This is a genomic window from Nocardia sp. CA-151230, from assembly GCF_050942175.1.
Lineage (GTDB): Bacteria > Actinomycetota > Actinomycetes > Mycobacteriales > Mycobacteriaceae > Nocardia.
In genome coordinates this window covers 3,768,520-3,781,054 of the sequence record NZ_CP192061.1, presented here as the reverse complement: position 1 = coordinate 3,781,054, position 12,535 = coordinate 3,768,520, and the positions used below count along the sequence as shown (strand labels likewise).

The window sequence follows — 12,535 nt, the reverse complement described above, 5'->3', positions numbered from 1 at the left end:
ATGGCAATTCATTCTATCCGATATCACTCCCTCGTGCTGACCGCCTACAAGGACGCTTACAGGCGGTCAGCCATATGGGCAATAGGGGCGCTACCCGCCCTATGCTGCCGTCGTTCCGGGGTCGCGGTAGTAATCGCGCGAAAACAACGACAATGGCTGCACCCAGCAGCGATGGCGTCCTGCACAGGGATCAGGTGAGCATCTGAGGTCTACCCCAAAACGACAGCCCCACATGCATCAAGAGGGGCGCACTGGCCGGTTCGGTCAGCGGAGGCACTAGCGGATACGCGCCGCGCGCAGCACTGGGCCTCGCGCAGCGCAAGCCTCGATCATGCCGAAGGCGGGTTCGGCTGGCCCATCTCATGATTCGTCGGCGAGAGGTGCGCGATGCCGCGTGCAAGGTCTACTCCGAGGGGATGGTCCGCGGATCCAAGCTGTTCGCCGCGAAGTTGGCGGCTGCGAAGCTCCTGCCGCGTGTGCTGGCTCGAAGGCGAAACCAGCGCCTGCATGTCTCCCACCAGACCGGCAGCCGCGGCGGAGCCCGATCTGCGTCGCCAGTAGATCCAGCCACGCTCCTCGGCCCACACGCCGAGACGATCCAACACGACGCCGAACACGACGATCCCAACGACCAGCCACACCAACGGCATAACCACCCCACTACATCCGTGGCCTCGACGATACCGACCGAGGTCTCGGCGGGCCCGCGGACCAGCCGTGTCGAACCGCGCGGTATGCGGCCATGAGCGGATGCCCTGGGCTGCAGCCGGTCTGGACAGCGCTGGTCGGTTCGGTCAGCGCGGGGTCAGCCCGTGTCAGCCTGCTGGCGATGGAAGCCGCGCAGTGTGGTTGGCTCAGCCTTGGATCACCGGCTCCGCTCCCCGCATCAGGGGCTACAAGAACGCCCCGCTGCCGGCCGCTCCTGTCACGCCGGCAGGGTTGTCGGGCCGGACCCAATCCGATCCCCGTCGGTATTCGCGCAGGTACTCCCTGTGCCAGCGTGGCCAATCCAGATAAGTCGTGCCCGCACCCCGCCGGTAGCGCCGGTACTGGCCGCCGGCTGTGCGCAGTGACCGGCGGGATTCGCGAGCGGCCCGCCGGGCACCTGCGAGCGCAGACCGCATCTGCCCCGTGGTCAGTTCCACTGGCGGATCGGCGTAGATGCCGGACTTCCTGAACATAGGTGATTCCTTCGCGACGAATCCTCGTGGCGGCAGGGACCGCTGTCGTTGAGTCCCCACCCACCACCAATATCATTGTGCGCGACTCGTACGGGGCTGTGGTGCCCCGACTTCGGTGGGCCGCTCACGACGGCCGTACCGCTCGCTGCGCAGCGGCGCAACCCTCACGGAAGTATCGCTGTTGCGAGACACATTGGGAGAGTGTGGGGTTCGATCGGAGATCGTTTATGCGACGCCGCGACGATCCGAACGGAAGATCAGTCTGGTCAAGCGCGCGGTGTCAAGCTGTTGCACGGCCGGCGATCCTCCTGGTCGTGCAGTTGCGTGAGCTGATGGTCGAGTTTGACGCGAATCCCCGCGACGGCATCGGCGCCCTGTACTACCGACTCCTCATCAGCGGCGACCCGATCAACCCCGCCTACGCAGACCGGATCATCGACACTCTCGCTCCCGCTCTCGAAGCCAAAGCGTGACGACTACGGCCTCCACCATGCGGCTGGAACGCCAGTTCGGGTTCACGACCCAGCACAAGCCCGCCAACACTGCAAGCACGCCGCGATGCCCTCAACTCGGCAATAGCGGACGTTCTGCACCGCACCAGGTTCCGGGCGCCAGCGCCCCGCGTTGGCCGGTTCGGTCAGCGCGGTATGCGGCAGAAGAGTGCGTTCACCCGACGCGACCTGGCTGGCGGATGCGGTGCGCAAGTCCGTGCGCTGGTCGTTCAGGTTTCGGGGGACCTTCAGCCGGAACAGTGCCCCGAAAAATGGGGGCACATGATTTGAAATGCGGATGCTTCACAGTCGATAGCCTCGGGGACCTCTGCATCTACCTAGTTGGGGGACTCACAGTGTCTAAATCCAGTACTCGAACCAAGCTTCGAGGCACCCTCGCCGCTACCGTACTTTTCGCCGGACTGGCCGTCGCCAAGGGTGCAGCCGTCGCGGCACCGATTGTCCTTCAGCCTGCCGCGCCAGTGCCCACCCAACCCGTGGCGGGAACCGGGTCGTCTACCGGGTCGGCCGCGATCATCCCTGATCTTCTCGACCCGTGCCCCGCAGGGATGTGGCATCTCACCTTGCTGAGCCCCTGCACCGACATCGTCGCGCACGGATAGTTGAGATTCCCGCTGGAATTCGGCTTCCGATCCCTTTTCTCCGTCACCGCAACCTCCCGCAGCGAATTCTCCTGCGGGAGGCCCGCATTCCCGAGAATCAATTCCCGGAAACCGCATGCAGTTGCGCTCCGGAACACAAGCATCCGGCACCGCGCCGCGAACACCCCGACGAGGACCCCACGGTGGATTACACGCGCATCTTCCTGTTCGCGTTCACGGCATACTGTGTCGCTCTGGCCGTCGAATGGATCTCCTGGCGTCGGGTCTCGGACACCGATCGGGGCAACGGATTCCATGGTCGCGACACCGTGAACAGTCTGGTGATCGGGATCGTGAGCAAGGCGACCAGACCACTGGAAGGCCTGTTCGTCCCGTTCTCGTTCACCCTCGTCGCGGCGGCCTGGACACCGATCCACCTGCCCGCCGACCGGTGGTGGACCTGGGCCATCGGATTCGCGGCCACCGATTTCTGCTACTACTGGGGACACCGCGCCGATCACCGGATGCGCCTGTTATGGACCGCGCACAGCGTGCACCACTCCAGCGAGCAGTTCAACCTGTCCACCGCGCTGCGGATGCCGGCGCTGATGCCGTTCGCGGTCTTCCTGGACAACGCCACCTTGGCGCCCGCCACGGTAGCGGGGATCCCGCCGTCGGTCATCCTGTTCTGGCAGACCGTGACCCTGTTCTTCCAGTGGCCGCTGCACACCCGACGCATCGGCATGCTCCCGGCACCGATCGAATACCTGTTCAACACCCCGTCACATCACCGCGTGCACCACGGCTCGAACAACCCGTACCTGGACAAGAACTACGGTGGCGTCCTGATCGTCTGGGACCGCGTGTTCGGCAGCTACGCACACGAATCGGACCCCGTCACCTACGGATTGACCAGGAACATCGGAACGTTCAACCCGATCACCACCAACTTCCACGAATTCCTCGCCATGCTCACCGACATCGGCCGAGCACACAACATGCGCACGGTGTTGCGCACGGTCTTCGCCCCGCCCACCGCGCCGATCAGATCCGCAATCACCCCACACACACGCAGTGACGAACACAGTTCGACCAGCGCCCACAACACGGTCCAGCGCGACCGACCCAGCAACACCGTCGACGAAGCCCTGACCGGACTACTGGCCCATCACCTCGAGTACAGATGATGCTCGGGGCTCCGGAAGTTTCCGCCCCCGAACTCCAATGGACGTTCCGCCATCACGAATCCGCACCGTCCTGGGAAGGCATAAGGGTCAACCGTGCCGAACCCGAACGAGATACGTAGGGGTGCCATCACCATGCACTGCCAGCGATTGGTCAGCCACCCGAGATGCCCGCGGCCAGTTGATCTTCCGATGCCCGGCGCTGGCCGGTTCGGTCAGCGGGGTGTGCGGCAATGTAGTGCGTTGCAGATGGTTACGTGCTCAGCTCGATGAACGGGAAGACAGCCCGGAAGCGCTGGAGTACGTCAGGTCTGGTCAGCAGTGTCCGCTGCGCCTCGGCCGGGCTCAGGGGTGGGTCGAACACATCCCTGCCTCGTTGGAAGGCGATGCCATACAGGGCATCATCTTCCTGCTTCGTGATCTCGTCGGGAGCGAACTCGATGATCTCTGATACCCGGCCGGGGTCATCATCGACACTCACCAGATCGAACATGCACTGAGGGATGTCCTGAATCTCGTTGGTGATGATGACGTGTTCGCACCACCTGCGAAGCTCGGGCATCTCGATAGCTTCATTGAACAGGCAGCTCAGGACAAACCCGATGGTTCCGCTGTCTTCCTGCGTCAGCCCGGTAACAGTTTCGGCCATGATCACCCCATCCCTCGAACTCGCCAGCCAACCCTACGAGCCCGCCACGACATCCTGGAATCGGCAATAGCGGACGTTCCGCACCGCAACAGGTTCCAGCCGCCGACGCCCCGCGCTGGCCGGTTCGGTCAGCGCGGTATGCGGCAGTTCAGTGCGTTCGGCCAAGCGGGGGCGGCCGAACCCAAGCGACTCGCTAGACCTCGTTCGTATCGACTTCATCAGGACTGAAGTCGTATTCGTCGACATCAAGGTCCGTTGAGGTGGAGGACAAGAACTGCAAGACCTCGACGGAGAGATGCCAGCCGAGGGGGCGGGGCCACTTCCGAGCCTCCCCGATCTGCGTTCCGCCCGGCGCGCCGTGGCTGCCGTCGGGATCGTGGTAGTAGCGCACGATCTGTAGTCTCGACGAGATGTCTTGGTCCTCAGCCCATTTGACGAGCTGAGGGCGGCACGGTGCCAACCTGTCGATCAACCGCTGTATCTGGTCATCGATCGCGTCGTTCGTCTCCTCGACGATCCTCCACTCGTTCAATCCGCGGACTCGGCCGCTCGCCGTGAGATCGCCTTTGGTGTGTGCTACATCTGGCTCGATCCCCAGAAGTGCGGTCATCGTGGACGTTGGCGTCATGGCGCTGTCCACGGCGAAGTAGCAGTACTGGCGAACCTTCATCACCGGGAGATTCGACCACAGCTGGACGTTTTCGGCCCAACGAATTCGACCGGTCATCGGCATTACTGTGCATCTGGCGACATCCGGTCGTGGCTCAGATGCTTCCTGCCCGTTGATCTTCCACGCACCCGCGCTGGCCGCTTCGGTCAGCGCGGTATGCGGCAATAGCGGACGTTTTGCACCGCAGCAGGTTCGGGCCGTCGGCGCCCACCCGAGGGTGCGACAACACTGCCGACGACGGAGCCCGATCGCGAGGGTCCCCGACCGACAGGCGCCGAAAGCGGGCGGATATGGCGTAATGCGCTGGTGGAGCATGGGTTTCATGTCCGAATGCTGCGACTGCGCCGGGTTCTGCTGCGGTGATGCCGTGCGGCGGCCGGTCTTCGGCTCGAGGACGGAGGCGGCAGCCCTGGGATGTTCGTGGTGTCAACGCCCCAATTTGTGAAACGAATTCGGTTCTGAATGTTGGCCCGGTCGTTAAGCTCTCTGACACCCGGTGTCCCTTCTCCGGGGGGAAGCAAGGAGACCTACCAACCATGAAGCTGAAACCACTGGCCCGCAACGGGTTCGGTATCCTGACTGCCGCCGCGGCAGCCAGTCTCGCACTGGGGGCGGCACCGGCCTCTGCCGACATCACCAAAGTCGCGGCGGACTGCGCCAAAGGCGGGATCGACGGCCCGGGTTGCAGCGCGTACATCGCTGTTTATGCTACGGACTCGACTCCGGTGTGGGTCACCCTCGACGGCATCGTCCTCGGGGGAAGCCCCTTCCCGACGAGATTTTACGGCGCCTCCGGCTATGGGGCCCAGATAGACCTCGATTGCTACGACATACCGTTGCATGTCGTCGCCATGCAAAAGAGTGCGAACGGCGTGATCACCAGCCAGATGTCGACCGATTACACTCCTCCCGCCTCGGGGGGAGCCCCGGTGCCCGGCCTGACGGGGAGCGCGGCTGTGCAAGCCTTCCGGACAGGAAGCACCAGCGGCTCCGCCGCCGCCACCTGTCACGTTGCCTCGTCCTGGTGAGGAACCCGCACAAGTAGGCGCCTCCGCGCTCGAATCGCAGGTGGGGCAGGCGATGCCCGGTCTACCACGAATCGCGCCCAGGGGTTGCACCATAGACCGGCTGGCCGAGAGCGACACGCTGTCGGTGAGAACCCGAACGGTACTGAGCAGGTCGGCCGATCGGTTGCGGTCCGAGTAGATCTACACGGTGGGCGACGGGAACGAGCTCTGCAATCGATATGAGCGGATATCGCTGTGCCACAGTCGGTTGCGTCGCTGATCGGGACACGCTGGCTGGTTCGGTCAGCGCAGGATGCGGCGGAGTGGCGAGGTCAGCACTGCGCGTCAGTGGGCCTGAACCTGCAACCTGACCTGTGTTCCGTCAGGAAACTGGCGGTCGGACGCGTCGACTGCAGGGTTAGGCCCATCGCACGGCATTCGGCATGAGCGGACGTTCTGCATCGCACCAGGTTCCGGCCGCCGGCGCGCCGCGCTGGCCGGTTCGGTCAGCGCGGTATGCGGCCAATACAGGACGTTCTGCATCGGACCGGTTTCCGGCTGCCGCCGCCCGTGCTTACCGGTCCGATCACCGGTCACGGAGTGTGCGGACGACTCTATCCAGAGAAGAAGCCGATGAGATCCTTGTCTGTTCTCTTGGAGGCGTACAGCAGGTTCAGCCTGTGGAAGGCATAGTCCGAGTCGTCGTAGTCGGTGGGTTCATCGTCACCGTCTGCCTCTAATTCAGCTAACTCCTCGGCGCAGCCTTCCTTGGCCCAACTGCCCCAGCCACGCCATTCAGCTTGGGGGAAGGGGCCATCGAGGTTCATCTCGGTGGCCAGCTCGACGATGTCGTCTGGTGCACTGCGGAAGTGAAACTCCATGTCATAGACGGATGGACCCAGCGATCGGCAGATGACTTCCAGTGCCTTGACGTAGTCCTCCGCGTACTCCACCTGGAACGGGCCACCGGCGAAGATGGCGCGGAACACGTTCGGATCCACCCACTCACAGCTGGTTATGCCTTTGACGCAGCATCTCGGGTCGTGGGTTTCGGGCAGGTGAGCGAGATATTGGTTCAGCGTCTCCTCGTCGTTTGACCCGATGACGGCAACGAGGTCGTCGAGATCGACGGCATACACAGTCAAGGCGCGTGACACGATCGCGATCGTAGCCCGCCTGACCGAGGCGGGGCGCAACGCCGAATGGGCTGTGCAGCATTGGCGATCGATGCGCGGCATTCGGCATTTCAGTGCGTTTGCCTACCTGTCACCGAGTGGCACGTGACGGCCAGAAGCGGTGCCTCCGACTTGCTGAACAGCACTTCGGAAATCGCTGAACGCGACTTCGAACATCGACACGAGCACTCAGGCTGCTGCCCGTCGTTCGTGGCGGAACCTCACATCCGCCCAAAGTTCGGGGAGTTCTACGCGAACCTCAACAGGGGCAATCTCGTCCGAGGGCAGTGGTACACCGATGCTGTTGCTGTCCTGGTAAAGCCGTTGCCTGGCAAGGCGTTCGCTGAGTTCGGGCATCGCGCCCACCGGACTGCCGGCCAGATCGGTCAGACACTCCCGCAGCACCGATTCCACTCGCGCCCGCGAGGTGCGAGGGCCGAACTCGAGACACAATCGCTCGACCGTCAGGTCGAACATCCGGGCATCGATCGTCGGTGTCGGCTCCACGAGGTCACCGATCATGATCACCGTCTCGCCTGAAGAGCCCCTCGGCCTCGACGACATCGCCGAACTACCGGCGTGGGGGCAGCTGATCCTGGCAGGGTTCACCTCTCCCATCGCAGCGCACATGGCCACCAGCGCCCGCGAGATCATCGCGCGGGACTGGCCGCGGTTCTTCGACCGGGAGATCAGTCTCGATGGCGCTGACCCGCTCGCGGCCATCCCACCGCACCCGAATCACGACTTCAGCGAGCTGCCCACCGCCAAGCAGTTGCTCGACGACGAATTCAACCGCCGTGACTCCCGTGCGGCGGAGTTGACCTCCAGCTTGGAAGCGCGGCCGGCGCCTGCAGCCTCTTCGAAAGCCTTCTGCTGACCTACAACTGGCTGCTTCTCTGGCTCACCGAACCTGACACCGACCTCAGCACCAACCCGCCCAGATTCCTCGGCTGAGCGGGGTCGACCGAGGCCGGAGGCCGGAAGGTGAAGGCATGTGCCGCCTCGCAGGCCTACACGTGCTGTGTGCCCAGAATGCGTTGGTGGCGCGGCGGCGGCCGACGGCAAGTATCAACACTGCGCTGCGCGCGGTGCGCGCCTATTACCGCGCGTGCGGGTTGGGGTCACCGGAGGTGGGGCCGGTGGGCGAGGACCGCCCGGACCCCGAGGTGCTGAATCGGAAGGAGCGATCACGCGCGCTGGAGTCCGGAACCCCAGAGCCCGACGCGGCGTTGTCGTCCTGGCAGACTATTGTGCGGATCGTGACGCTCGCGATCACAGTCGAACCCCCTCCACACCTTCGAATCTGGTTGCCGACCGACGTTAGCCAGAATCAGTTGCCTCCGCTGTCCCAGCAGATCCCATTCGGACTGGGGGCTACGCGGTCGCTCGGCCGGTTCGTATCGTGAAGTGATCGCGAGCGCTAGGAACACAGCGCCTCACCCACACGGAGGGCTGATCCGCTATGTCTGTCGAATCCCCCTCGGCCACACCCGAATACCGGCTCGGCGGCCTCTCGCTTCTCGAGGCGAGACTGCTGCCACTCACCCGCCTACTGGTAGCGCTGCCCTGGGCCGCGGCGACCTTGGTCATTCTCCGGAGTCTCGCGGTGTGGGTCGGCCTGTGGGCGGCCATCGCCGTCGGTGTCATACGCTGCGCGGCCTGGTTGTTCATGCGCCTGCTCAGCTGGGTACTGCCGGATGACGAAAGTCGTCGCCGCTCGACTGCACGACACCCCGACGAGGCGGTGTATCCGCGGGAGTACGAGGAGCCCCTCGCGGCGGTGATCGCGGCTCGGCACGATGTGCTGCGCGCGGCGGGCATGCCCGAATCCCGTCTGCGACTGATGGTGCGGGATCAATCCCAAACACGCGGGATGTCTGCCCACGCACAACCCCATCGCCTGGTCGTGGTATCGATATCCGCGGTCCGTGAGCTGCCCCCGGTCGAGTTGCGGGCTGTGGTCGCGCATGAGCTCGGGCATCATGTGATCGGCGGCTGGCTTCTGCGCACAATCGAAATATTGTGCGCGACACCGGCCCTCAAACTCTTCGGCGGCCCGACGAAACTGCTGATCGAAACGTTGCCCCGGCGGGATCGATGGACCGTGTACCACGCCCTCGTCCTGTTGATCGCCTATCCGATCGTCTTCGCCACCCTGGTAGCGCTGATGCTCCCGGCCGTCGATGTCCGCGTCGCCGTCGCCCTGGCCGTACTCTGCGTCCTGCAACTGTTTCCGATGATGTGGCTCAGCTGGCGTCAGGAATACCTGTGCGACCGGGTGGCCGTCGACCTGGGTTACGGCCCCGCGCTCCGCGACACCCTGTTGTCGCTTGCCCGAAGACACGATCCGCACTTCACGCTGACCCACCCTTCCGTCGCAGCCCGCATCGCCAGGATCAACCTGCGCATAGGACGCGGGAACTTGCGTGGCGAAGCCGTCGCCGCCCCACTCGAAGCGCCCGTCGACCCCAGCTGACGGATCCGCGCGAGGTGGGATCAACGACCGCAGCGCCGGACCGCTGTTCGTCATCCACTGCCGTCCCGGGCCGGGAAAATACCTCGCCGACCGGACGCAATCCTTCGCCCAGCGCCTGTCGTCTCGAGGGGACCGGCGTCCTCCTGATACCGAGCTGTGGCTATAGCGGCGGGAGGCTCGTGTCGCGGCGTGGCGGGGAACCCGCGCACCTACCATGATCAGCGGTCATCCGGCAATGGGCAGGGCACAGTCATGGCCGGGTGTCTGCTGGTTGAGATCTGGTTGAAATGTACACACCCGGCCGGTCCTGCCTCCCATCCCGCAGACCGGGCGGGGCCACATTTGCGAGAGTTGCTGGCAGGCTCAGCTCAACGCTCGGGCGAGAATCCCCGATGATCAGCACGACACCTGGCACCTGCCCGGGGCCGAGCACCACGATCTCCCCGTCGAGCATCAACCCGTCATGTCCGCCGGCGGCGTCGGCGAGTGCGGCCGCCACGTCGGGATAGGTGGCGGTGATGTCGCGGAGGCCTCGCCGGTCGACGCGGACTCGTACGGGCTACGCCAACCCTGCGGTGCTGGACTGCTCGACCACCGCCTGCAGTTGGATCAGGATCAACCAGTCGCCCGGCTCCCGCAGCGAGGTTGCCCGGACTCGGTAACTACCTGGCTCGAGGTCGATACGCAATTGATTGTCGGGCTCGATCTCCGCTCCCGACCATGCTGAGTCGAACAAGATGACAGGTCCTCGCACCTCCCAGACCAGGTCTTCGTCTCGGTCCCAAGTGATGTCATGCAGTACACGCCGCGCCAGACTGACAAATTCGTCGTCGGAGCCGGACTGTGCCCCGCGCAGGAACAACCGTTCCGTGGGGAGGTATGTCGTGCGGGCAGGTTGGTCGCCGAGAACCAGGGCGTGCTGGGCGCCGACCTCTATCACACCGATGTACCCTTCGACCGCGCAGGCGCGGCCGTAGTCGCCCCATGTTTCCACCGCCCCGTCGGTGTGTTCGACTCCTTTCCATTGGCCGAGTTCGGATTCAGGCGCAATCAGAAAGGGTCCTCCAGCGGATTCGACCCATGTAAAAGGCATCAGGCTCGCTCGTCAGTCGTTCGCTCAGTTATGGCTTCCAACATTGTGGACCGTCTGGTTCGCCTGCTTCCCAGGCGGCTGCTGCTGCATCAGCGCACGCTCGTCGGCAATGGCGGACGTATTGCACCACCCCAGGTTCCGGTCGCCGGCAGCCCCGCGCTGGCCGGTCCGGTCAGCGCGGTATGCGGCATGTGCGGACGTTTCGGTTGTCGGTCGGGACCGCCTGCTAATGTCCGATCGCGTGGATATCCCTGGCGTCGGTGCGTAGTTCTACGACAGCGAGTTCGATTGCTACCGAAGCGGTTCTGTGCCGGTGCCGCTTGTCGGAGAACAGCGTTGCTTGCTGATCAAGCTCGACGGTGATGATCAGGCTCCGGAGGATTTCGAGGCGGCAATCCGTCAATTCTTGCTGTTGGAGCCGACTGCGTTGCTGGATGCCACGTCGGCTGTCTTCTCGTATTATCGCGACGTCACCGCTGACGTTCTGGCTGCGGGAGACGATTGGTACGTCGAGATCTCCACCGAGGCTGAGATTCTCGACCATGTCCGTCTGGGAGACGAACCTGCCATCTCGGTGGAAAGGGAGGCCGCTCGCGGGCACGTGTACGTGTCGCTGGAATACGAGTGCGACTGGGAGCCGGAGCACGGCCTGCAGATCGTCTTCCGCGACGGCCTGACCGTCACCAAGGTTGGACCGTACGACGGGCACCTCACCAACGCCGCGGCATTCGATGATGACCGCCTCACCGAGGTTGTGTACGTCCACAGGTACCAGCCATGAGTGGTTCGCGTTCGTAGACGAACCAGCTGCCATCCTCAACTCGGCAGAAGCGGACGTTCCGCATCGCACCAGGTTCCGGCCGCCGGCGCCTCGCGCTGGCCGTTTCGGTCAGCGCGGTATGCGGCATGAGAGCTCACTACTGCTGACTGTAGTCAGTTGTTGTGCTCTCGTTCTCATCGAGGACCCGTAGGAGGTGGCGGAAGTACTGATTGCTCTTGGCCAGCTCAGGGAAGCTCTCGCGGACCTCTGCAGCAGTCATTTCGGGTGCATCGAGGCGGGTTATCCACACGACGGCCGGGATGGTTTCGTTGTCGAGGTACGCGCGAAGTTTGTGGTGACCGTCGATGACGAAACCGCTCATGGGAAATCTGCTGATGGTTCGTAGCGCAATGACCGCTGGCCGCCGGCCAGCGTTGATCAGCTGCCGGTAGCGCGCGACGGCTCGATCATCGGACGGCGGCCAGCCCTCGGTCGGAACCAGATAGGTCGAGTGGTCTGGGTCTGGATAGATCCAGACGGGCTCATCGGGTTCTGCGTGTATGACGGCCTCTCGCAAGACCGTGGTCCGGTGCTTGTTCACCGCGTTCGGATAATCCGGCCACAGCGGCTCCGGTCCGCGGAGTTCGTAGCGCCCCGGGGTCAGCAGTTGCAGCAACGGCCACAGCGACACGTGCAGCGGAAGACTCGTCATGGCACCAATGGTCAACTGTTGCAGAGCAGCCAGTGCCTCCGGTCGTGGTGGTCGCGAAGGAACGCGGGCGATGAGCCTACCGATGCTGCCCTCGTACGCGGAGGTGTCGAGATCGGTGACATCGCCGCCAATACGCAGCAGGCAGTGGCTACTCCAGCCGCCGGGCAGGTCCAGACGGTGGCCAACTCCTCGAACGTCGATTACTCCGCTGCCGTCGCTGACGGCAACCTCCTCAACACGATTACTCATGAGCCACTTCATAGCAGGGTGCAACCTGTAGGAGCATCACAAAAAAACGCCTTACGCTGATTACAGTGCGTCACGCGGTCATCAGACCGGAGCAGCGCCGACGGCGGGATACTCACTCGGCATCATCACCGCATAGGCGAGCCAGCTCCCGCTCCTCGGCAGTTGCGGACGTTCCGCCGGCCTCGGATCGGAACGGCCAATTGATCTTCCGATGCCCCGCGCTGGCCGGTTCGGTCAGCGCGGGATGCGGCATGTGCGGATGCCGTGGGCCGCAGACGATCTCGTC

Annotated in this window: 12 protein-coding genes and 1 pseudogene; 6 read left to right on the top strand and 7 right to left on the bottom strand. The window is 64.1% G+C overall.

Going from position 1 to position 12,535, the window contains the following annotated elements; genetic code table 11:
• Positions 1-329: 329 nt before the first annotated feature.
• On the bottom strand, positions 330-644 hold the full coding sequence (locus ACQP1O_RS17675; RefSeq protein ID WP_433566850.1) for a hypothetical protein: 315 nt from the start codon (positions 642-644) through the stop codon (positions 330-332).
• A gap of 851 nt (positions 645-1,495) precedes the next feature.
• On the opposite strand from ACQP1O_RS17675, the gene ACQP1O_RS17670 reads away from it, so the two are divergent.
• Both ACQP1O_RS17670 and ACQP1O_RS17665 read left to right on the top strand, forming a co-directional pair.
• Positions 1,496-1,654 (top strand): hypothetical protein, encoded by a 159-nt coding sequence (locus ACQP1O_RS17670; protein WP_433566849.1) that lies wholly within the window; start codon positions 1,496-1,498, stop codon positions 1,652-1,654.
• 823 nt (positions 1,655-2,477) lie between these two features.
• Complete coding sequence (locus tag ACQP1O_RS17665; protein WP_433566848.1) at positions 2,478-3,461, top strand: sterol desaturase family protein; 984 nt, start codon at positions 2,478-2,480, stop codon at positions 3,459-3,461.
• Positions 3,462-3,711: 250 nt separating this feature from the next.
• Here the strand turns inward: ACQP1O_RS17665 and ACQP1O_RS17660 are convergent, their stop codons facing one another.
• Positions 3,712-4,107, bottom strand: coding sequence for a hypothetical protein (locus ACQP1O_RS17660; RefSeq protein ID WP_433566847.1), 396 nt, complete (start codon positions 4,105-4,107; stop codon positions 3,712-3,714).
• A gap of 193 nt (positions 4,108-4,300) precedes the next feature.
• Positions 4,301-4,834, bottom strand: a complete 534-nt coding sequence (locus ACQP1O_RS17655) for a DUF4279 domain-containing protein (RefSeq protein ID WP_433566846.1) — start codon at positions 4,832-4,834, stop codon at positions 4,301-4,303.
• A gap of 479 nt (positions 4,835-5,313) precedes the next feature.
• Here ACQP1O_RS17655 and ACQP1O_RS17650 point away from each other — a divergent pair, with 479 nt between their 5' ends.
• Complete coding sequence (locus tag ACQP1O_RS17650) at positions 5,314-5,805, top strand: hypothetical protein (protein ID WP_433566845.1); 492 nt, start codon at positions 5,314-5,316, stop codon at positions 5,803-5,805.
• A gap of 593 nt (positions 5,806-6,398) precedes the next feature.
• Here ACQP1O_RS17650 and ACQP1O_RS17645 read toward each other — a convergent pair.
• Positions 6,399-6,941: a DUF7691 family protein gene (locus ACQP1O_RS17645; RefSeq protein WP_433566844.1), complete on the bottom strand. Its 543-nt coding sequence runs from the start codon at positions 6,939-6,941 to the stop codon at positions 6,399-6,401.
• A gap of 207 nt (positions 6,942-7,148) precedes the next feature.
• Positions 7,149-7,487, bottom strand: a complete 339-nt coding sequence (locus ACQP1O_RS17640) for a hypothetical protein (protein WP_433566843.1) — start codon at positions 7,485-7,487, stop codon at positions 7,149-7,151.
• Between ACQP1O_RS17640 and ACQP1O_RS17635 the strand changes: the two genes are divergently transcribed.
• Both ACQP1O_RS17635 and ACQP1O_RS17630 read left to right on the top strand, forming a co-directional pair.
• Positions 7,480-7,836 carry a hypothetical protein gene (locus ACQP1O_RS17635; protein ID WP_433566842.1) on the top strand — a complete coding sequence of 119 codons (357 nt, stop codon included), beginning with the start codon at positions 7,480-7,482 and terminating at the stop codon, positions 7,834-7,836. The two genes, ACQP1O_RS17640 and ACQP1O_RS17635, sit on opposite strands and share 8 nt — an antisense overlap.
• A gap of 585 nt (positions 7,837-8,421) precedes the next feature.
• Positions 8,422-9,435 carry a M48 family metalloprotease gene (locus tag ACQP1O_RS17630; RefSeq protein WP_433566841.1) on the top strand — a complete coding sequence of 338 codons (1,014 nt, stop codon included), beginning with the start codon at positions 8,422-8,424 and terminating at the stop codon, positions 9,433-9,435.
• Positions 9,436-9,994: 559 nt separating this feature from the next.
• Here ACQP1O_RS17630 and ACQP1O_RS17625 read toward each other — a convergent pair.
• On the bottom strand, positions 9,995-10,528 hold the full coding sequence (locus ACQP1O_RS17625) for an Imm21 family immunity protein (protein WP_433566840.1): 534 nt from the start codon (positions 10,526-10,528) through the stop codon (positions 9,995-9,997).
• 292 nt (positions 10,529-10,820) lie between these two features.
• On the opposite strand from ACQP1O_RS17625, the pseudogene ACQP1O_RS17620 reads away from it, so the two are divergent.
• Positions 10,821-11,309 (top strand): annotated as a pseudogene (locus ACQP1O_RS17620) (DUF6985 domain-containing protein); the annotation flags it as partial.
• Between the two features lie 136 nt (positions 11,310-11,445).
• On the opposite strand, the gene ACQP1O_RS17615 reads toward ACQP1O_RS17620, so the two are convergent.
• Entirely contained in the window at positions 11,446-12,249 is an 804-nt protein-coding gene (locus ACQP1O_RS17615) for a hypothetical protein (protein ID WP_433566839.1), read from the bottom strand.
• Between the last annotated feature and the right edge of the window lie 286 nt (positions 12,250-12,535).

What these genes read in the sequence shown, in the direction of transcription:
- ACQP1O_RS17660 (WP_433566847.1), bottom strand. Translation starts at nt 4,107, where the DNA reads ATGGCCGAAACTGTTACCGGGCTGACGCAGGAAGACAGCGGAACCATC.
- ACQP1O_RS17655 (WP_433566846.1), bottom strand. Translation starts at nt 4,834, where the DNA reads ATGACCGGTCGAATTCGTTGGGCCGAAAACGTCCAGCTGTGGTCGAAT.
- ACQP1O_RS17650 (WP_433566845.1), top strand. Translation starts at nt 5,314, where the DNA reads ATGAAGCTGAAACCACTGGCCCGCAACGGGTTCGGTATCCTGACTGCC.
- ACQP1O_RS17635 (WP_433566842.1), top strand. Translation starts at nt 7,480, where the DNA reads ATGATCACCGTCTCGCCTGAAGAGCCCCTCGGCCTCGACGACATCGCC.
- ACQP1O_RS17630 (WP_433566841.1), top strand. Translation starts at nt 8,422, where the DNA reads ATGTCTGTCGAATCCCCCTCGGCCACACCCGAATACCGGCTCGGCGGC.
- ACQP1O_RS17625 (WP_433566840.1), bottom strand. Translation starts at nt 10,528, where the DNA reads ATGCCTTTTACATGGGTCGAATCCGCTGGAGGACCCTTTCTGATTGCG.
- ACQP1O_RS17615 (WP_433566839.1), bottom strand. Translation starts at nt 12,249, where the DNA reads ATGAGTAATCGTGTTGAGGAGGTTGCCGTCAGCGACGGCAGCGGAGTA.